Origin of the sequence: Streptomyces sporangiiformans, assembly GCF_005768555.2 — a bacterium.
In the GTDB taxonomy this organism is placed as follows: domain Bacteria; phylum Actinomycetota; class Actinomycetes; order Streptomycetales; family Streptomycetaceae; genus Streptomyces; species Streptomyces sporangiiformans.
The window spans coordinates 1-18,853 of record NZ_VCHX02000120.1 but is presented as its reverse complement, the minus strand read 5'-3'; the positions used below and the strand labels follow the sequence as shown (position 1 = coordinate 18,853).

At 69.8% G+C, this 18,853-nt stretch carries 18 protein-coding genes and 1 pseudogene; 5 read left to right on the top strand and 14 right to left on the bottom strand.

The window, feature by feature from the left end:
• Window positions 1-442 precede the first annotated feature (442 nt).
• Window positions 443-1,783: a hypothetical protein gene (locus tag FGD71_RS15695; RefSeq protein WP_119101076.1), complete on the top strand. Its 1,341-nt coding sequence runs from the start codon at window positions 443-445 to the stop codon at window positions 1,781-1,783.
• A gap of 109 nt (window positions 1,784-1,892) precedes the next feature.
• On the opposite strand, the gene FGD71_RS15690 is transcribed toward FGD71_RS15695, so the two are convergent.
• The 3 genes from FGD71_RS15690 to FGD71_RS15675 form a co-directional block, all read right to left on the bottom strand.
• The gene (locus tag FGD71_RS15690; RefSeq protein WP_119101075.1) at window positions 1,893-2,675 is read right to left on the bottom strand and encodes a S1 family peptidase; all 783 of its coding nucleotides are present in this window, start codon (window positions 2,673-2,675) and stop codon (window positions 1,893-1,895) included.
• A 260-nt stretch (window positions 2,676-2,935) separates the two neighbouring features.
• Window positions 2,936-3,430, bottom strand: coding sequence for an N-acetyltransferase (locus FGD71_RS15685; RefSeq protein ID WP_119101074.1), 495 nt, complete (start codon window positions 3,428-3,430; stop codon window positions 2,936-2,938).
• 458 nt (window positions 3,431-3,888) lie between these two features.
• On the bottom strand, window positions 3,889-5,073 hold the full coding sequence (locus FGD71_RS15675) for a Cmx/CmrA family chloramphenicol efflux MFS transporter (protein WP_119101073.1): 1,185 nt from the start codon (window positions 5,071-5,073) through the stop codon (window positions 3,889-3,891).
• A gap of 243 nt (window positions 5,074-5,316) precedes the next feature.
• On the opposite strand from FGD71_RS15675, the gene FGD71_RS15670 reads away from it, so the two are divergent.
• The gene (locus FGD71_RS15670) at window positions 5,317-5,949 is read left to right on the top strand and encodes a GNAT family N-acetyltransferase (protein ID WP_119101072.1); all 633 of its coding nucleotides are present in this window, start codon (window positions 5,317-5,319) and stop codon (window positions 5,947-5,949) included.
• Here the strand turns inward: FGD71_RS15670 and FGD71_RS15665 are convergent.
• The 3 genes from FGD71_RS15665 to FGD71_RS15655 all read right to left on the bottom strand — a co-directional run bounded on the left by FGD71_RS15665 (window position 5,943) and on the right by FGD71_RS15655 (window position 8,135).
• Window positions 5,943-6,485, bottom strand: coding sequence for a hypothetical protein (locus FGD71_RS15665; RefSeq protein WP_119101071.1), 543 nt, complete (start codon window positions 6,483-6,485; stop codon window positions 5,943-5,945). The genes FGD71_RS15670 and FGD71_RS15665 overlap by 7 nt on opposite strands.
• Window positions 6,486-6,635: 150 nt before the next feature.
• Complete coding sequence (locus FGD71_RS15660) at window positions 6,636-7,331, bottom strand: hypothetical protein (RefSeq protein ID WP_240436604.1); 696 nt, start codon at window positions 7,329-7,331, stop codon at window positions 6,636-6,638.
• Between the two features lie 180 nt (window positions 7,332-7,511).
• A complete protein-coding gene (locus tag FGD71_RS15655) occupies window positions 7,512-8,135 on the bottom strand; it encodes a YceI family protein (protein WP_119101070.1) in 624 nt (207 codons plus the stop codon).
• A 100-nt stretch (window positions 8,136-8,235) separates the two neighbouring features.
• Between FGD71_RS15655 and FGD71_RS15650 the strand changes: the two genes are divergently transcribed.
• From FGD71_RS15650 to FGD71_RS15640, 3 genes are all read left to right on the top strand, one after another.
• Entirely contained in the window at window positions 8,236-8,583 is a 348-nt protein-coding gene (locus FGD71_RS15650) for a hypothetical protein (protein WP_119101069.1), read from the top strand.
• 154 nt (window positions 8,584-8,737) lie between these two features.
• A complete protein-coding gene (locus tag FGD71_RS15645) occupies window positions 8,738-10,333 on the top strand; it encodes an acyl-CoA carboxylase subunit beta (protein ID WP_119101068.1) in 1,596 nt (531 codons plus the stop codon).
• 57 nt (window positions 10,334-10,390) lie between these two features.
• On the top strand, window positions 10,391-10,579 hold the full coding sequence (locus FGD71_RS15640) for an acyl-CoA carboxylase subunit epsilon (RefSeq protein WP_119101067.1): 189 nt from the start codon (window positions 10,391-10,393) through the stop codon (window positions 10,577-10,579).
• Between the two features lie 134 nt (window positions 10,580-10,713).
• Here FGD71_RS15640 and FGD71_RS15635 read toward each other — a convergent pair whose 3' ends face one another.
• The 8 genes and pseudogenes from FGD71_RS15635 to FGD71_RS47395 all read right to left on the bottom strand — a co-directional run.
• Complete coding sequence (locus FGD71_RS15635; RefSeq protein ID WP_026248371.1) at window positions 10,714-11,295, bottom strand: GTP-binding protein; 582 nt, start codon at window positions 11,293-11,295, stop codon at window positions 10,714-10,716.
• Window positions 11,276-11,872, bottom strand: a complete 597-nt coding sequence (locus tag FGD71_RS15630; protein WP_119101094.1) for a DUF742 domain-containing protein — start codon at window positions 11,870-11,872, stop codon at window positions 11,276-11,278. The genes FGD71_RS15635 and FGD71_RS15630 overlap by 20 nt, the downstream gene beginning before the upstream one ends.
• 94 nt (window positions 11,873-11,966) lie before the next feature.
• Window positions 11,967-12,380 (bottom strand): roadblock/LC7 domain-containing protein, encoded by a 414-nt coding sequence (locus FGD71_RS15625; RefSeq protein WP_004983065.1) that lies wholly within the window; start codon window positions 12,378-12,380, stop codon window positions 11,967-11,969.
• A gap of 10 nt (window positions 12,381-12,390) precedes the next feature.
• Window positions 12,391-15,624, bottom strand: coding sequence for a sensor histidine kinase (locus tag FGD71_RS15620; protein WP_119101066.1), 3,234 nt, complete (start codon window positions 15,622-15,624; stop codon window positions 12,391-12,393).
• A 349-nt stretch (window positions 15,625-15,973) separates the two neighbouring features.
• Window positions 15,974-16,549: a GTP-binding protein gene (locus FGD71_RS15615; protein ID WP_046729249.1), complete on the bottom strand. Its 576-nt coding sequence runs from the start codon at window positions 16,547-16,549 to the stop codon at window positions 15,974-15,976.
• Complete coding sequence (locus FGD71_RS15610) at window positions 16,530-16,928, bottom strand: DUF742 domain-containing protein (RefSeq protein ID WP_119101065.1); 399 nt, start codon at window positions 16,926-16,928, stop codon at window positions 16,530-16,532. The genes FGD71_RS15615 and FGD71_RS15610 overlap by 20 nt, the downstream gene beginning before the upstream one ends.
• A 102-nt stretch (window positions 16,929-17,030) precedes the next feature.
• On the bottom strand, window positions 17,031-17,444 hold the full coding sequence (locus FGD71_RS15605) for a roadblock/LC7 domain-containing protein (protein WP_055520031.1): 414 nt from the start codon (window positions 17,442-17,444) through the stop codon (window positions 17,031-17,033).
• Window positions 17,445-17,453: 9 nt separating this feature from the next.
• Window positions 17,454-18,853 (bottom strand): annotated as a pseudogene (locus tag FGD71_RS47395) (nitrate- and nitrite sensing domain-containing protein); the annotation flags it as partial.

The window sequence follows — 18,853 nt, the reverse complement described above, 5'->3', positions numbered from 1 at the left end:
CCTCCGTTCCGCGCCCGCACGGCGTCCGGCAGGGCCGGAGACGTTCCACGCACGGGTTCATGGCCGCCGCGCGTCCCTCGCCATGGGGCAGAGGTGAATCGTAGGGGGCCGAATGCCCCACCGACAGCAGGACACCAGCCTTATGTACGGCAGTTGACGACCCCCTCGGCCCGTACCGTCACGTGGGACGGTGCCGTCGCGGCACCGTCCTGCCTTCACGATGCCCGGCTCGGGGCACCGCCGAACCCAGGTCGGCGTCAACCGGCCACTCCCGTGGGACCGATGGCCAAGAACACCCCTCGGACGGGCGACCACCGCCGCCTTGCCGGGTTCTCCCCCGGACGAAGATCAACGGCCACCGTGTGCACCGACCACTCCTGTGAGTGAACGATCCTTACCGGCGAATGCTCCATTTTGCGCATTTTGGAGTAGCTTCGAAAGTATGAAGGGCGCAATGATCCGGGGGCTCTCGCTCCCCATACTCCTGATCGCGTTCGCGGCCTTGGCGGTACTGTCCGTCGGGGCCCCGCGCGCCCATGCCGCCACGGACGTCTCGACGATCGCGGAGGCCCTGCGCGAGAACCCCGTGTACGTCGACCCGTCCGTGTCCGAGCAGCTGCCGGGCGACGAGGCGGACGCCCTGGCCGACAAGATCGAGGACGCCGACAAGCCGGTCTTCGTCGCGGTGCTTCCGGGAGACTTCCCGAAGGAGGATCTCTTCCGCGACCTCCGTACGGCGACCGGGATCACGGGCCTCTACGCGATCCGGCTCGGTGACCAGTTCGACGCGAAGGCCGATTCCGCGGTCCTGTCGAACAGCGCCGTGCGGAACCTCGTCTCCAGCGTTCAGGGCGAGGACACACAGAGCCAGCTCAACGACTTCACGGACCGCGCCCTGGCCAACATCGGCGGCTCCGCGCCCAGCGGCTGGAGCGAGGGCGGCGACACCGTCCCGGCCGGCGCGCTGATCGGGGCCGGCGCGGTCGTCGTGGCCGGCGGCGCGGGGGCGTACACGCTCGTACGCCGTAACCGCCGCAGGAGGGCAGAGGAGCAGCGGGCCGCGCTCGAGAAGCTCCGCGTGGTCGTCGACGAGGACATCACCGCCTTCGGCGAGGAGCTCGACCGGCTCGACTTCCACCCCGCCGAGAAGGGCGCGGACGACGCGATGCGCGCCGACTACGAGCGCGCCCTGGACGGATACGACAAGGCGAAGTCGTTCATGGCCGCGGCACAGCGCCCGGAGGAGGTGCGCGCCGTCACCCAGGCCCTGGAGGAGGGGCGCTTCTCGCTGACCCTCCTCGCCGCACGCCGCGAGGGGCGCCCGCTGCCCGAGCGCCGCGCTCCTTGCTTCTTCGACCCGCGCCACGGCCCGTCGGTCGCCGACGAGACCTGGACGCCCGCGGGCGGGGAGCCCCGCGAGGTGCCGGTCTGCGCCGCCGACCGGGCCCGGCTGTCCGACGGACTCGACCCCGCCGTCCGCGAGGTCGACACCGACTCCGGCCGCCGCCCCTACTGGGAGGCGGGCCCCGCATACGGCCCCTGGGCCGGCGGCTACTTCGGCGGCGGCATCCTCCCCGGCCTCCTTGTCGGCACACTGCTCGGCTCGATGATGGCCGGTCCGTCGTACGCGGCCACCTACGGCTCCGGATACGGAGACTTCGGGGGCGGCGGCTACGAGGGCGGCGACGTCTCCGGCGCGGACTTCGACTCCGGTGACTTCGGTGGCGGCGGCTTCGGAGGGGGTGACTTCGGAGGCGGAGGCGACTTCGGCGGCGGCTTCTGACGGGCGGCCGACAAGGGGTACCGGCAAACGGGCCCGGCGCCAGGGGACGCCGGGCTCGTGCATGGCGCACTGAACCGCCGGGACGCACCAGGCGGCCGTGCTGGGATGTCTAGAGCGAAGCCGCCGCCGAGGCGATGGCGGAGGCGAAGGTGGAGACCTCGGTGTAGACGCCGGGGGCCTTGGGCCGGGCGCAGCCGTCGCCCCAGCTGACTATGCCGACCTGGATCCAGGCACCGGCGTTGTCCTTGCGGAACATCGGGCCGCCGGAGTCGCCCTGGCAGGTGTCGACGCCGCCCCGTTCGAAGCCTGCGCAGATCTCCTCGCTCGAGACGAGGCCGCTGTAGAGGCCGCCGTACCCCTTGCAGGTGGCGTCGTTCACGAACGGAACGGTCGCCTTGAGCAGGTAGCGCGAGCCGCTGCCGTTCTCGCGGGTGTCGCCCCAGCCGGCGATGGTGAAGTCACCGGTGTTGTACTGGCTGGTGGTGGCGATCTTCAGGGTCGGCAGGTTGATGGGCTGGGCGAGCTTGATAAGCGCCCAGTCCTTGCCGGTGCCGTTGTAACCCGGCGCCTGGAGGACCTTGGTGGAGCGGACCTGGACACGTCCACTCGTGGACTGGAGATCCACGACTCCGGCGGTGGCCGTGATGCTGGTGTTGTTGCCGGAGCCGTTCACGCAGTGCGCGGCGGTGAGCACGATCTGCTGGGTGTAGAGCGCGCCGCCACAGCCCATGGAGAGCCGGACCATGAACGGGAACTCGCCCTGCGCGGCGCGGGTTCCGCCGACGACGGGTGCGGGAGCCGCAGAAGCGTTGACGGGCTGAAGGCTGACGATCGCGAGGGCGGCGGCGCCGAGGACCGCGCATCTCTGGAGCGCCTTGAGGAGCTTCTTCAACGTGATGCCTTCCGTGGGGGGTTGGACATACGAATGCGTCGAACCGAAGCTGCGCTGAAATGTCAGGCTCATGCCAAAAGGGGAGGCGACGAGAAGTCGCGACGTGGTCGGCAGGAGCGGTGGTTTTCCGTTGGAGGATTATGAGAACGCGGTGTGCGCCCCCACAAGGCGCGAAATCCGGCCATGCGGGGCGGCAGAGCGGCGGGGCGGCAGCGGTGAGGTGGCAGTGGTGAGGCGGCAGAGGCGAGGTGGGGCGGGCTTCAGCCGGCGTCCGGCAGGGCCAGCCACTCCTTCCACGACAGATCCCGCCCGATGAACCGCGGCCGCTCGAACGGCCACGCCTGCGCGATCCACCGGGGCACGAACGCGTCGAGCGCCCGCTCCAGATCGCTCCCGACCTGCTCGTCCACGACCCACCACGAGACCTCGGCGTCGGCGCCCGCCTTCGCCGGCGGATCGATGTAGACACACCCGTACTCGGTCGTGCCGGCGGCGTCGAGCACCACGTAGTTGAAGGACTCATGGGCGGCGATCTCGGCCTCGTGCCGCTCCAGGTCCGCCTTGTTCGCCTCGTACGTGATGGTGGCCGCCGGCCACCCCCAGGCCTCCCCGAAGACCTCCCACAACCGCTCCCGTGACCCCATCACGGTCGGGTAGTCGATCGCGGCGTCGGCGCCGGTGATCGGGCGCAGGTACGGCCCGCCGGGCAACTCGGCACGTACGGGATGGACGAAGTCCGGGGGCAGCCAGGTCATGGCCGGAGGCTAACGGCGAACGACGGGTCCCGCACGGGATTATTGGCCGTGGCCGTGGCCGTGGCCGTGGCCGTGGCCGTGGCCGGGCTCGGGGCCAGGGGGACATCGGTCCGCCGGGCGACGGCCGGCAGCCGGGGACACCGGCCCGCGTCGCCCGTAACGCTCACCCGCCGCATGCCACCAGCCAGGCGGCGAAGGCCCGTTGACCTCCGCCGCCGGCTGGCCCGGATGCAGCCCGAGCCGCCGCAGGGCCCCCGCCGCCACCTGGACGGTGATCCCGCCGCGCCAGTGGCCATCGGGCCCGCGCCCACACGGCAGATCCCACCGGAGTTCCTCCATGAAGAACGGCATCCAGTCGATCCCGCGCTCGCGCAGTCAAGCGCGAACGGCGGCCAGGGGGAGCGGACGCCCTCGTACGTTCTCGTACGAGGCGACGGTGACCCATTCGACGTCGACGTTCATGCGGACGATGATGCCGTACGGGCCGCGCGGTCGGTACGGGCCGTACGACTGAGGCGACTTGCCGCTCCCAGCACGAGGGCGACTCCCACCAGCCCGGCACTCACCCACAACGGCGCGCGATACCCGAGCCCGGCCCCGATCACGACCCCGCCGACCCATGGCCCGACCGCGGCACCGACATTGAACGCGGCCGTGGCGAAGCCGCCCGCCAGGGTGGGCGCGTCGGCCGCCGCGTACAGCGCCTGGGTGATCAGCGTGGATCCGACGCCGAACGAGAGCGTGCCCTGAACGAAGGCCAGGACGATCACCGCCACCGGATTCCCGGCGGACAGCGCGAACACGACCCACCCGGCCAGCAGCGCCACCCCACCGATCACCAGGACCGGTACGGGCCGGGCATCGGCGATCCGCCCGGCCACCGTGACCCCGACGAAGGACCCCAGTCCGAAGAGCGCCAGCACGGCGGGCACCCACGAGGCCCCGAGGCCGGAGACCGAGATGGCCACCGGTGCGAGATACGTGAACGTACAGAAGGTCGCCCCGTTCACCAACGCACCGAGCAGGAGGGCGACTTGAAGCCGAGGCGAGCCCAGGGCCCGAACCTCTCCGCGCACACTCACGCGGGCCGCGTCGGCGCCCCCGCCCGGCACGGACCGCACGATCGCGAACAAGGCCGGTACGGACAGCACCACCACCGCCCAGAAGGCCGACCGCCACCCCCACACCTGCCCCAGCAAGGCCCCACCGGGAACCCCGGCGACACACGCGACGGTGACCCCGCCAAGGAGCACAGACGTGGCCCGCCCCTTGGCGTTCGCCTCGACCATCCCGACGGCCGTCACGACGGCGACGGCCAGAAACCCGGCGTTGGCCAGTGCCCCCACGACCCGCGTGGCGACCAGCACCCCGAAGCTGCTGGTGAGCGCCCCCACCACATGAACGGCCAGAAAGGTCCCGAGGAACCCCAGCAAGGCCGCCCGCCGGGACCACCGCCGGCTCATGGCAGCCATCAGAGGCGCCCCGACCACCATGCCCACGGCGAACGCCGAGGTCAGCGCCCCGGCTGCCGGTACGGAAACCCGCAGATCCCGCGCGATGTCCGGCACAAGCCCGGACAGCATGAACTCAGAAGTCCCCTGGGCAAAGACAGCAAGCCCCAACAGATAAAGCCCGAACGGCATGACAAGACTCCGCACACCCGAAAACGAACACGGCCCACGGCACGGCGTTCCGGCGGCGGTGAAGGGGTGATTCCGATCGCGATCGATCGCGGAGCTGCCACGTTGGTGGAGACTCAGTCCGACATCCCAAACAGCCACCGGAGAGCCGGTGGCCGGAGTCTTGACGCCTCGGGACTGGACATGACGGCGAGACTAGCCACGATCGCCGGACGAGGTCCATCGATTTAGGGGGAGGAAACTGCTGTGGCGCTCACGCTCGCGGAGATCGCCGAGGATCCCCTGGCCCTGACGAGCCGCCTGGACCTTCATGACGGTACGGAGCTCGTCCTCCGCCCCCTCACGCACGCCGACGCGGAGCCCCTGGCAGGGTTCCTCGGGGCCCTTTCCCCCGAATCGAGACGGCTCAGCACGTTCGACGGGTACGACCTCGTCGCTGCCCAGGAGCTGTGCGACGCGATCGCGCGCTACGACAAGCTCAGGCTGGTGCTCGAGGAAGGGCTGTCCGGCAGGATCGTCGGCCTCTTCGAATTCAGCCTGGCTCTCACACCGTGGGACATCGCGCGCTACCACGAGGCGGGCATCCGCCTGGCCGTGACGACCGACTGCCGCTTCGGACCCACTCTGGCCGACGACTACCAGGGCAGGGGCGTCGGGACGCTCGCCTTCCCGCTCATCACCTCCGCCGCACGCCGGCTCGGCCGGACGGTGATCATCCTCTGGGGCGGCGTCCGCAGCGACAACCCTCAAGCCATCCGGTACTACGAGAAGAACGGCTTCCAGCCGGTCGGCCCCTTCACCGGGCCGGACGGTTCGCGGTCGCTCGACATGATGCTGGACCTTCGAGCGGGCCCTGACAGCGAACCGTCGGTTCACTGAGACCTCGGAGCCGGCTGGTCGAGGATCCACCCTCCCGAATGTCCCGGCGGCAGCGAGAGGTCACTGCGTACCGCCGCGTAATACCGCCCGCGGGCGGCGCGCTGGCGGGCCAGCAGGGCCGACCAGGCTTCGGGATCACGGGTTTGCTCGCCGAGGAACCGTTCCATCTCGATGACCACGACGACCCACTCGCGTGCCCGCTCCACCACCTCGGGTGCGCCGAACATCAGCAGTGCCTCGCCGACCGGGTCGCGGGCGTCGAGGGCCTCGGCCAGCTGCGGGGCCGCGTCCTCGGGGGACACGGGGTGAGGGTGGGGGTCGTTTCCGAGGTGGGCCGCGACCCGGTAGGTCAGGGTCACGGTCTTCTTCAGGACCCGGGCGTAGTCGGAGTACACCGCCAGCCGCCGCTCCTCCCGGCGAACTGCCTGCTCGCGCCGGAAACGGGCCCGGTCCCCGCGGACGATGGCCAGATACGAGCCCAGGGCGCCGATGATCACGCCTATGAGCGCCGGGAGTTGCTGCATGAACGCGGACATCGCCGCAACATTATCTCCCCGCGCCCGACGCACGAAGGGCAGCCGACGGGGCTCGCGGAGGTGGCGGCGGCCAAGGCGATCGCCGATCCTGAGTCACCCGGGGCCCAGGGCGGCCGGGCCCGGGCCAGGGGGTGATCCAAACGACACTCCCTACGGCCGACCAGACCCGGTCCAACGCCGAAAAGCCCTGGTCAAGCGTGCCGACCAGCCTTGGTCCTGCGCCTCTTTCGCGTACTTGACGAGCTGGGAGAAGTCGACCGCCCCGGGATCCCCGTGCATGTTCTCGGGGACATGCATGTGCCCGCACACCCCTTTGAAGTCGTTCCACTCCGCGTCGCTCATCCGCTGTCCCTCACCGTTCCCGTACGACTGCGGGTAGGCGGGCCACGCCTTCGGTCCGGACAGCGGTACGTCGTGCTCGCTGTGCATCCACGCGAGGAAGCGGGCGACTTCGCGCAGGGCCCAGGAGGGGGCCTTCGGCCAGTAGATGTGCGACTGCCCCGCCTCCTGCCACTCGGCGTGGGTCTTCGGGTCGCAGGTGCCGACAAGCTCGACCTGGCAGACGTTGAGCGCGTTCGTCTCGACGCCGCCCGCCTCGTTGACCAGGGCGCGGGACGAGGTCTCGATGTCGAAGTGCTGGTACCACTCCAGCTTCTCGGCGGCGAGGTCGGGCACCGCCGTGAGGTTCGGGGCCGAGGCTCCGCCGCCGTAGCCCGGCAGGGTGCGGCCCTCGGTGGTGTGCAGGACGACGCAGTTGACCTCCATCGCATCGCCGCCGTACTCATCCTGGTGCCAGTGCGTCCGGCTCGCGCCGGGGTAGCGCTGGGGTCCCGTCTTCGTGCTCACTGCGCCTCTCCTGGAACTGGAATCCCCCTGGCCGGTCGGCAGGGGCACACGCTCATCGTGCGTCAACAGCCGTAGCTGGTACGGCTGTTGCACAGTACGCGCACGGAATGAACGCAGTGGTTTCCGGGTGGCGGAACGGCGGAACGTGGCGGACGTCGGGGAGTGCCGGGCGCCGCGCGATCAACCGGCGTTCTTGATCGCCGAGATGTCGAAGTTCAGCTTGATCTTGTCGGAGACGAGAACGCCACCGGTCTCGAGCGCCGCGTTCCAGGTGAGACCCCACTCGGAGCGCAGGATCTCCGCCTTGCCCTCGAAGCCGACACGCTCGTTGCCGAAGGGGTCCTTCGCGGAGCCGTTGAACTCCAGGTCGATGGAGAGCGGCTTGGTGGTGCCGAGGATCGTCAGGTCGCCGGTGATGCGGTAGTCGTCGCCCCCCAGGGCCTGTGCCTCGGTGGAGCGGAACGTCATCGCCGGGAACTCGTCCGTCCTGAAGAAGTCCGCGCTCTTGAGGTGACCGTCACGGTCGGCGGAACCGGTGTCGATGCTGTCCATCTTGACGTCGATGGACGCGGTGGACCGGGACGGGTCCGTGCCGTCCAGGTACAGGCTCCCGGAGAAGTCGAGGAAGCCGCCCTTGACGTTCGTGACCATGGCGTGCCGGGCGACGAAGCCGATCGTCGTGTGGGACGGGTCGATGGTGTAGTCGCCGGTGAGGGCGGCCAACTCGGGGTTCACGGCGACGGGAGCCGTGGCGGTGGCGGTGGCAGCGGTGTCGGTCGTGCTCTTGCGGCCGAAGAGACCCATGACTGGCTCCTTGGGGATGAGCCCCGACCTTGCGCCGAGGCTGTTGAATCTTCAACGATGCCGACCGTAGACCTATTCCGTTCAACTTTCAACTGATGTCATGCGCCGCTCCACAGGTGGCCGCCCCCATGAGTGGATCACCCTCGACAGCGCGGAGCACGCCCACGCGCCCCTGATCCGCGACTGGATGATGATGGGCAGCGTCAACGGGCGTGCCATCAGCCGGGGTTACCTCAAGAGCGACGACCTGCACGTCATGCGCAGCGATCATTTCCGTCGTGGTACTCGTACCGGCGAGGCCCTGGAGATCGTCCGGCGGCATCCCGTACGCGGCGTCGTGCGCGCCGATCCGTCCGTCGAGGTGCTCGCCACCGGAGGCCGACTGCGGCTGCGTGTCACTCCGGGGGCGGCATGTGTGACCACCGAATGTGAGGTGTCTCTCGGCTGATGGGTTTGTGTGACCCCTACAAGCCGAGAGCCCTCTGAGCAGTTGGAACGCCTGCATAAGGTAGGGGTTCTGTTCAGTGGTACCAGGAAAACGGGTCGGAGACTGTGAGGAGTCGACGGCTCGCTTTTCTTGGTGGACTTCGTATGGTCGCTACATGACCGTTTTGGACGAGACCGCCGAATCCTCGGCCGGCGAACCCACCGACGCGCGCGGGCGGGTGGCCGAACTGCACGCGATCCGTGCGGAGGCGCTGCGCGGACCCAGCGACAAGGCCACCGAGGCGCAGCACGCCAAGGGCAAGCTGACCGCCCGGGAGCGTATCGAGCTCCTGCTGGACGAGGGCTCGTTCAACGAGGTCGAGCAACTGCGCCGGCACCGGGCCACCGGCTTCGGCCTGGAGGCCAAGAAGCCGCACACCGACGGTGTGATCACCGGCTGGGGCACGGTGGAGGGCCGGACGGTCTTCGTCTACGCCCACGACTTCCGGATCTTCGGCGGCGCGCTGGGTGAGGCCCACGCCACGAAGATCCACAAGATCATGGACATGGCCATCGCGGCCGGGGCGCCCCTCGTGTCGCTCAACGACGGTGCGGGCGCGCGGATCCAGGAGGGCGTCTCCGCCCTCGCGGGTTACGGCGGCATCTTCCAGCGCAACACGAAGGCGTCCGGGGTCATCCCGCAGATCAGCGTCATGCTCGGCCCGTGCGCGGGCGGTGCGGCGTACTCGCCGGCGCTCACGGACTTCGTCTTCATGGTCCGTGACACCTCGCAGATGTTCATCACCGGCCCGGACGTCGTGAAGGCGGTCACCGGTGAGGAGATCACCCAGAACGGCCTCGGCGGCGCGGACGTGCACGCCGAGACCTCGGGCGTCGCGCACTTCGCGTACGACGACGAGGAGACCTGCATCGCGGAGGTCCGCTACCTCCTGTCGATGCTGCCGTCCAACAACCGCGAGAACCCGCCCCACGCGGACTCCGAGGACCCCGCCGACCGGCGTTCGGACGTGCTCCTGGACCTCGTCCCCGCGGACGGCAACCGGCCGTACGACATGGCCAAGGTCATCGAGGAGCTCGTCGACGACGGCGACTTCCTGGAGGTCCACGAGCGCTGGGCCCGCAACATCATCTGCGCCCTGGCCCGTCTCGACGGCCAGGTGGTCGGCATCATCGCCAACCAGCCGCAGTCCCTGGCCGGTGTCCTGGACATCGAGGCCAGCGAGAAAGCCGCGCGGTTCGTGCAGATGTGCGACGCGTTCAACATTCCGATCGTCACTCTTTTGGACGTCCCCGGCTTTCTGCCCGGCGTCGACCAGGAGCACGGTGGGATCATCCGCCACGGCGCGAAGTTGCTGTACGCGTACTGCAACGCGACCGTGCCCCGGATCTCGCTGATCCTTCGGAAGGCGTACGGAGGTGCCTACATCGTCATGGACAGCCAATCCATCGGTGCGGACCTCACGTACGCGTGGCCGACGAACGAGATCGCCGTGATGGGCGCCGAAGGCGCCGCCAACGTCATCTTCCGGCGGCAGATCGCCGAGGCCGAGGACCCCGAGGCCATGCGCGCGCGCATGGTCAAGGAGTACAAGTCCGAGCTGATGCACCCGTACTACGCGGCCGAGCGCGGCCTGGTGGACGACGTGATCGACCCGGCAGAGACCCGCGAGGTGCTCATCCGCTCCCTCGCGATGCTCCGCACCAAGCACGCGGACCTGCCCTCCCGTAAGCACGGCAACCCGCCGCAGTAACCCGGCGGACCCATCGCGGCAACCCCGCGGACCTCTCTCTCACGGAGACTGACACCTATGACCACGCCTGATATTCGCGTCGAGAAGGGCCACGCCGAGCCCGAGGAAGTCGCCGCCATCACGGCCATCCTCCTGGCCCGTGCCGCGGCCGCCCCCGCGTCTCCGGCCCACCGGGGGCGCTCCAAGGCCGGTTGGCGCCGCCTGGAGCGCGAGCCCGGGTTCCGGGCGCCCCACAGCTGGCGCTGAGCCGAGCGTCGAAGGGCCCCCTCCTCCCGGAGGGGGCCCTTCGCATGCCTCGGCGGGTTCGCGACCGTCGCTGCGGAAACAAAGGGCGGGCCACTCCCGAGGGGAGCGGCCCGCCCTTTGCCGACGACGCGTGCCTAACGGAGGCGGGCCATCAGGGCGTGCTCCACGAGCGTGATGAGCGCCGACTTGGCGTCCGCGCGGTGCCGGGCGTCCGTCGTGATGATCGGGGTGTCCGGGCCGATCTGGAGCGCCTCGCGGACCTCGTCCGGGTTGTACGGCTGGTTTCCGTCGAAGCCGTTGAGGGCGATGACGAAGGGCAGGCCGCTGTTCTCGAAGTAGTCGACGGCGGGGAAGCAGTCGGCGAGACGGCGGGTGTCCACCAGGACGATCGCGCCGATGGCGCCGCGCACGAGGTCGTCCCACATGAACCAGAAGCGGTCCTGGCCGGGCGTACCGAAGAGGTACAGGATCAGGTCCTGGTCCAGGGTGATGCGGCCGAAGTCCATGGCGACGGTGGTCGTCGTCTTGTCTCCGGTGTGGGTGAGGTCGTCGATGCCCGCGGACGCGGACGTCATGACGGCCTCGGTACGCAGCGGGTTGATCTCCGAGACGGCCCCGACGAACGTGGTCTTGCCCACGCCGAAGCCACCCGCCACCACGATCTTCGCCGAGGTGGTGGAGCGGGAAGGACCGCCGCTAGAGCTTGCGAAGTCCACTGAGCACCCTTTCGAGCAGTGTCACGTCTGGCTGGCCGCCGGCGTTCTCGTCGCCGCCGGGCTGATGGATGGCGACCAGGCCCGCCTCCGCCAAGTCGGCGACGAGAATCCTGGCCACGCCGAGAGGGATGGTGAGCAGGGCCGAGATCTCGGCCACCGACTTGATCTCCCGGCAGAGGTTGCAGATCCGCTGATGCTCGGGCAACTGGCCCTGCATCTGGTGCGGCTGTGCGGTGGTGTGCACCAGCGCCTCGATGGCGAGCTGGTAGCGGGGCCTGGTACGACCGCCCGTCATGGCGTACGGGCGCACCAGGGGGTTCGACGCCCCGGCGGGCGACGGCTCAGGGGAGCGGCGCTGCGGCTGCATGGGCTGGATGCGCGGCGCCGACGGCTGGTCGTACGGCGACGGACCAGGGCCCTGAGGGCCCTGGGGCGCGTACGGCTGCTGCCGCCGGTGGCTCGGCGCGGAGGGGAAGTTGTACCGGTTCGGGTTCTGCGAACCGTCACCCTGGCCCTGGCCCTGGCCAGGACCGTAAGACCAGTTGCCCGAAGACGAACTGCCTGGGGGTGTTGCCACTTTCTCCTCCTCCGACATTGCCGGGCACCCATCACTGTGGAAGCCGCGTCCCGAAACCTTACGGCCACGGGGCGCCAAAACGCACTGTTGTCTGCTAGTTGAGAAGGCTCCCCTGGAGCTCCGCACGCAGATCCGGCGTCAGGACCGTACCGGCACGGTCCACCAAAAGCGCCATCTCGTAACCGATGAGACCGATGTCCGCTTCCGGATGCGCGAGAACAGCGAGCGACGAACCGTCGGAAATGGACATGATGAAGAGGAATCCTCGCTCCATCTCCACAACTGTCTGGTTCACGCTCCCGCCCTCGAAGATCCGGGACGCGCCCGCGGTCAGCGAGGTAAGACCCGACGCGACGGCCGCCAGCTGGTCGGCGCGGTCGCGCGGGAAACCTTCGGACATCGCCAGAAGGAGTCCGTCGGCGGAGACCACCACCGTGTGAGACACCCCGGGGGTGTTGTCCACGAAGTTGGTGATCAACCAGTTCAGGTTCTGCGCCGCCTGGCTCATCGGGCTCACACTAACGCTCCTGGTTGTAGGTGCTGTCAGGACCGAAGCCCTGGCCGTTCGTGTCACTTCCTGCGTTGCGTCCCCGCTGGACGCCCCGGCGCAGGTTGCTCAGCCTGCCCCGGACGTCTTCCGGGGCGCGGGAGACCTGCGGGCCGCCCTGTGAGGTCGACTCGGCGGTGCCCTCGACCAGATTGGCCTTGGGTACCCGCCGCGGCAGGCCGGAGGAGGTGACCCCGCCCGCCTTGGGCTTCTTCAGCTGCTCGGCGCGCTGCCACCGCTGGTCGTTGGCCGACCGCCAGTCACCGGCGCCATTGCTGGTGCTGTCCGCGGTGGCCGGCGCATCCTGGCTCACGGTCGGCCGGCCGCCCGCGCCGCTCGCGGGTGAACCGCGGCGCGGAAGCCCGGCGTCGGTGAGATCGTGAGCGGCGGAGGGGGCCGGTCCCGGACGGTCGAAGCCTACGCGGTCCTGGTCCGCCACGTCAGCGGCCTGCGCGGATTCCGTTTCCGGAGCGTACTCGGATCGATACCCGTTCCGGTACTCGTCCTGCTGCGGCCAGTCGTCCTGGTAGGACTGGTCTTCGAAGGCCGAGAACCTTTCCTGAGGGGATCCGTGGGCCGTCGGCTGGTCCTCCTGGACCGGCTCCGCATAGGTGGGTTCCGGATAACCGCCGTTCGACGGGAAGTACGTCTCGTCGTACGCCGTCTGCTGCTGCTCCCCGTACGCCGTCTGCTGGTGGTCGTACGCAGGCTGCTCGGGGTAGGCGCCGGAGGCGTTCTCGTAGGGCTGCCCGTCGTCGTAGGCGGGCTGCTCGGTGTTGTAGCCGGACTGCCCGTCGTAGCCGGACTGCCCGTCGTTGTAGCCGCGCTGCGAGTCGAACTCGTCGCGGTAGGACGAGGCCTCGAGCTCCGGAGTGTCCTGTGACTGGGACTCCAGGGCTGCGCGGCGCTCCTCACGCATCAGCGAGCGGCCGACGGGGTCCAGCTCCCGTATGTCGTCCGGGACGTCGGCGTAGCGGCTGTCGTCGAAGCCCAGCTCGGCGGCCGTGCGCATCGGCGGGCCCTGGAAGTTCTCGCCCTGGAAGGACTGCTGCTCCGGGATGATCTGCGAGACCGTGAACTCGTCGCCCTGGGACTGGTGCTCGCCGCCGCCACCGTGGGTGATGACATCGGGAAGCATGACGAGCGAGGTCGTACCGGCCTGCTCGCCGGAGGGACGCAGCTGCACGCGGATGCCGTGCCGGTCGGACAGCCGGCCGACCACGAACAGGCCCATGCGCTGCGAGATCGCGGCGTCGACGGTCGGCGGGTTGGCCAGCTTGTGGTTGATGTCCGCGAAGTCCTCGGCGGTGAGGCCGATGCCCTTGTCGTGGATCTCGACCATCACACGGCCGTCGGGGAGACGGGTCGCGGTGACGCGGACCTTGGTCTGCGGCGAGGAGAACGTGGTGGCGTTCTCCAGGAGCTCGGCGAGCAGGTGCACGAGGTCGGTCACGGCGCGGCCGTGGATCTCGGCCTCCGGGACGCCGGAGAGCTCGATGCGCTCGTACTGCTCCACCTCGGAGGAGGCGGCACGCAGCACGTCCACGAGCGGCACCGGCTGGTCCCAGCGGCGGCCGGGCTCCTCGCCGGCGAGCACGAGGAGGTTCTCGCCGTTGCGGCGCATACGGGTGGCCAGGTGGTCCAGCTTGAAGAGGTTCTCCAGCTGGTCCGGGTCGGCCTCGTTGTTCTCCAGGTCGGTGATCAGGGTCAGCTGGCCCTCGATCAGGGACTGGTTGCGGCGCGAGAGGTTGGTGAAGATCGCGTTGATGTTGCCCCGCAGCAGGGCCTGCTCGGCGGCCAGTCGTACGGCCTCGCGGTGGACCTGGTCGAAGGCGCGGGCGACCTCGCCGATCTCGTCCGTGGAGGAGATCGGGATGGGCGCGACCCGGGTGTCGACCCGGCCGGGGTCGGTGCGCGAGAGCTGGTCGACCAGCATCGGCAGGCGCTGCTCGGCGATGCCGAAGGCGGCGTTGCGCAGCTGGCGCATGGAGCGGCTCATCTGGCGGGCCATGAGACTGGCGATGATGAACGCGGCGAGCAGGGCGACGATGACGATGGCGCCGTTGACGATGGCGTCCCGCTGGGCGTCGGAAGCGATCTGGCCCGCGTCGGCGACGGCCCGGCCGATGAGGTCGGACTCGATCTCGTCGTAGCCGTCGAACTTGGCGGTGGACGCGGCCATCCAGGTCGCCGGGGTGACGCCCTTCTCGGCCAGCGCCGCGGGCTGCTCCGCGGCGACGCCCTGGACCATCTTCTTCAGGGAGGGCGGGGTCACGAAGTCCCTGCCCGCCGCCTCGGCCTGGCGCTTGGCGTCGGCGACCTTCAGCTGGCCTTCCTTCGTCTTCTGCGCCATGACGGCCTTGAGCCGGTCGGCGTCCTGCTGAGTACCGCCGGAGACGTACTCCTGGATGGCGATGTTCTCCAGGTAGGCGTACGAGGTGAACGCGACGCGCTGCTGGTTGTAGATCGTCTCGTTGTCGCTGGGCTTGACGAGCAGGTGCATGCCGATCGACCGCTGCAGCGAGGCGGCGCCCTTGGCCAGGGCGACGGCGTACACGGTGCGGCCGTAGCTGGTGATGTTGCCGGTGCCCAGGCCGAGCTCGTTGGAGAACTCCAGCAGGTAGTGCTCGACGGCGACGTAGCCCTCTTCGGTCTTCACCGGATCCATCGCGGTGGTGTACGCCGCCTTGCGCAGGTTCTCGAGCTGCGGCTCGGCCTTCTCCACGAGGGCGAGCCGGCGCTCCAGGCCGTAGCCGGAGGGCATGCCCTTGACGGACTCGTGGAAGGCGGCGGCCTTCTCGTCGGTCGTGGCGCGGACCCGCTCGACAACCTTGTCGTCGTCGTTCTGCTCGCCGTCCAGGAGCGGCTCGGCGGACAGGTCACGCTCATTGAGCAGGGCGGCGGCGTACTCCGAGGCGGAGGCCACGATCCCCGCGATCTTCTCGGCGTCCTTCGCCTCGTTCCAGGTGTCGATGGAGCCCTTCACCTGGAAGCCGCCCATGACGAGGCCGACCAGCACGGGTATGAGCAGGATGGCATTCAGTCTGGTCGGTACGCGCCAGTTACGCGGAGAGAAACGGCCGCCGCTGGACGCAGGTGGTGCCGCCGGCTCCGAGCCGGGCACGTTTGTGGGTGCCGCTCCGCGCGGCGGCGGGGTGAAGTTGCCCCGTGCCGACGGCTCGGGACCGTTCTTGCTTCGCCTCACTCGACCAACAACCTCTCGGCGTCGGCACCTACGTTGTGCCGCGTGTGTCTTCCGGCCCTTGACTACCGGGCAGTTCAGGCATTCCAGCACGTCAGCCTGTGCTGGTCCAAACACTCGGAACCAAGGATTCCGAGCTGTGTAAGCCCCAGATAAAACGGTCATAAAGAGCGAGCCCCGTCAAAAGACGGGGCGTTTGTGAGCACAGCGGCACCAGACGACCGCGACGCGTGTCGGTACCACCGAATATCTCTGTCGAAACGTTATGAACACCCTGGCCGACCGTGTCAAAGCGCACAGCCGGCTCCGGTGCTTCTACGACAACTGCCGTATACCATGGCCGACTTGCGCGCTACCGCAGCCGTGCCATGAGCGCGTGCTCGACCAGCGTGATCAGCGCGCTCTTGGCATCCGCCCGGTGCCGGGCGTCCGTCGTGATGATGGGGGCGTCCGGGCCGATCTGCAATGCCTCGCGGACCTCTTCGGGCGTGTAGGGCTGGTGCCCGTCGAAGCCGTTGAGGGCGATGACGAAGGGCAGGCCACTGTTCTCGAAGTAGTCGACGGCGGGGAAGCAGTCGGCGAGACGGCGGGTGTCCACCAGGACCACGGCGCCGATGGCGCCGCGTACCAGGTCGTCCCACATGAACCAGAAGCGGTCCTGGCCGGGTGTGCCGAACAGGTAGAGGATCAGGTCCTGGTCCAGGGTGATGCGGCCGAAGTCCATGGCGACGGTGGTCGTCGTCTTGTCTCCGGTGTGGGTGAGGTCGTCGATGCCCGCGGACGCGGACGTCATCACGGCCTCGGTACGCAGCGGGTTGATCTCCGAGACGGCCCCGACGAACGTGGTCTTGCCCACGCCGAAGCCACCCGCCACCACAATCTTCGCGGAGGTGGTCGCCCGCCCTCCGTCAGAGCTTGCGAAGTCCACTGAGCACCCTTTCGAGCAGTGTCACGTCCGGAGCGCCGCCGTTGCTCTCGTCGCCACCAGGCTGGTGGATGGCGACGAGACCGGCTTCCGCGAGGTCCGCGACGAGAATGCGAGCCACGCCCAGTGGCATGGACAGCAGTGCCGACACCTCGGCGACCGACTTCACCTCACGGCAGAGATGGCAGATCCGCTGGTGCTCGGGGAGCAGCCCCATGAGCTGAGTGGGGTCGGCCGTGGTGCTGATCAACGCCTCGATCGCGAGCTGATAGCGCGGCCGGGTCCGGCCGCCGGTCATCGCATACGGACGTACCAGCGGCTGGTCGCCCTCGTCCCCGTACGGCTCTGCGTACGGATCGTGAGAGGCGGTGGGCGGGGTCATGAATCCTCCGGGCGGGACAGCAAGTCGGTCATGTGCCGTCTGATGAGGGCCGGTGGGGAGTGTGGCGGCCGGACGGTGTCTTGCGTTCGGTGGTGCCGGGATCTAGTGCAGCAGGCTGCCCTGCAGTTCTGCGCGCAGGTCGGGTGTGAGTACGGCGCCCGCACGGTCCACGAGCAGTGCCATCTCGTAGCCGACGAGGCCGATGTCGCAGTCCGGGTGGGAGAGGACGGCGAGGGACGATCCGTCCGAGATGGACATCAGGAAGAGGAAGCCCCGCTCCATCTCGACCACCGTCTGGGCCACGGTGCCGCCCTCGAAGATCCGGGAGGCACCGGCCGTGAGCGAGGTCAGTCCGGAGGCGACGGCCGCCAGCTGGTCGGCGCGGTCGCGCGGGAAACCCTCGGACATCGCCAGAAGCAGTCCGTCGGCGGAGACGACGACGGTGTGGGACACCCCGGGGGTGTTGTCAACGAAGTTGGTGATCAACCAGTTGAGGTTCTGTGCAGCTTGGCTCATCTGGCTCAACTAACGCTCCTGCTGGTGAGTGGGGCTGGGGAAGCTGCCGGTCTGGCCGGTACCGGCCTGGCGACCCTGCTGGATGCCCCGTCGGAGATTGGTCAGCCGGCCGCGTACGTCATCGGGCGCACGCGAGACCTGCGGACCGCTTTGGTGCTGTTGCTGCTGAGCCGTGCCCGCGACCAGGTTGGCGCGGGGCACTCGGCGCGGCAGGCCGGAGACGGTGACGCCACCCGCGCTGGGCTGGCGTACCCGCTCGGCCTGGCGGCCGAGTTCGTCGTTGGGAGTTGCGCGCCAGGACGACGTGGCGGTGTGAGCCGGTGCCGACGCCGGGCGCGGCGGGGCCGCGGGAGCCGGAGAGGGGGCCTGGGGCGCGGTGGACTCGCTCTGGGCACCGTTGTCACCGTTGTCCTGAGCGTGGTGGAACCAGTTGGTCTCGAGGGTGTCGTACAGCGGCGTACGCCCGTCGCCGGGACCCGTCGCCGGCGGCAGGGCCTCGGGCTCGTGCTGCGGCTGCGGGGGAAGCGAGGGACGCCGACGCGGCTGCGGACGCTGCAGCGGCGGCCGGGCGCCGCCCGCCCCCGGGCGCTCGAACTGGCCGGTGCCGTTGCCACCCTGGCGCTCGCCCTGGTCCGGTGCCGGGAACTGCCCGGTGCTCGCCGGGTCCTGGCGCTCGGCCCTGGCGGGAGCGGGGAACTCACCGGTGTCCTGACGGCTGTCGGGGCCGGGCGGCATGGCGAACTGGCCGCTGGAAGGGTTCTGCCGGGCGGAAGGATTCGGCGGACCGAACACGTCCGGGCGCACGAACTGCCCGGTGCCCTGCTGGGCGCCCGCCCCGGGACGCGGAGCGTCGTAGTCCGGCCGGGCGAACTCGCTGGTGGAGGCGGGACCCTGCCGGTCGTCGATCCGGGGGAACTCCTCGGTCGAGCCCGGCCCCTGGCGGTCGTCGGCGCGCGGCATACGAGACGTGGAGGAGGTGACCTCGGGCTCCTCGTGACCGCGCGGGCCGTCCGGCGAGGAGCGCGGCACCGGCGGCTGCGCGTTGTCGTCGCTCCAGCTGGGCACGCGCGGCTGCGGGTTGCCCCCGGGCAGCTCGGCACGCGGACCACCGGGCGGCGGCAGCTGCGGATTGCGCGGGGGACGGCCCTGCTCGGCGTTGCCGCCGGGGCGCTGCTGCGGCGGTACGGGGCCACGGCCGCCGAAGGTGTCCTGACGGCCGCTCTCGTTGAAGCCGCCGCTGAACATGTCCTGACGGCCGCTGTCGTCGAAGCCCTGCGGCGCACCCGTACCCGCGGCCTGGAGGCCCTGCGGGGCACCGGGTGCGGCACCGGCCGGCGCCGGCCTGCCCTGCGGGGGCTGCGCCGGCTGCTGGGGCGACTGCGGCCCACGGGCTCCGCCCGGCCCGGCCG

Excerpts from the sequence above, each read along its gene's own strand:
- FGD71_RS15665 (WP_119101071.1), bottom strand. The coding sequence starts at position 6,485 with ATGTCCGCGTTCATGCAGCAACTCCCGGCGCTCATAGGCGTGATCATC.
- FGD71_RS15640 (WP_119101067.1), top strand. The coding sequence starts at position 10,391 with ATGACCACGCCTGATATTCGCGTCGAGAAGGGCCACGCCGAGCCCGAG.
- FGD71_RS15650 (WP_119101069.1), top strand. The coding sequence starts at position 8,236 with ATGCGCCGCTCCACAGGTGGCCGCCCCCATGAGTGGATCACCCTCGAC.
- FGD71_RS15655 (WP_119101070.1), bottom strand. The coding sequence starts at position 8,135 with ATGGGTCTCTTCGGCCGCAAGAGCACGACCGACACCGCTGCCACCGCC.
- FGD71_RS15625 (WP_004983065.1), bottom strand. The coding sequence starts at position 12,380 with ATGAGCCAGGCGGCGCAGAACCTGAACTGGTTGATCACCAACTTCGTG.
- FGD71_RS15675 (WP_119101073.1), bottom strand. The coding sequence starts at position 5,073 with ATGCCGTTCGGGCTTTATCTGTTGGGGCTTGCTGTCTTTGCCCAGGGG.
- FGD71_RS15685 (WP_119101074.1), bottom strand. The coding sequence starts at position 3,430 with ATGACCTGGCTGCCCCCGGACTTCGTCCATCCCGTACGTGCCGAGTTG.
- FGD71_RS15605 (WP_055520031.1), bottom strand. The coding sequence starts at position 17,444 with ATGAGCCAAGCTGCACAGAACCTCAACTGGTTGATCACCAACTTCGTT.
- FGD71_RS15695 (WP_119101076.1), top strand. The coding sequence starts at position 443 with ATGAAGGGCGCAATGATCCGGGGGCTCTCGCTCCCCATACTCCTGATC.
- FGD71_RS15610 (WP_119101065.1), bottom strand. The coding sequence starts at position 16,928 with ATGACCCCGCCCACCGCCTCTCACGATCCGTACGCAGAGCCGTACGGG.
- FGD71_RS15645 (WP_119101068.1), top strand. The coding sequence starts at position 8,738 with ATGACCGTTTTGGACGAGACCGCCGAATCCTCGGCCGGCGAACCCACC.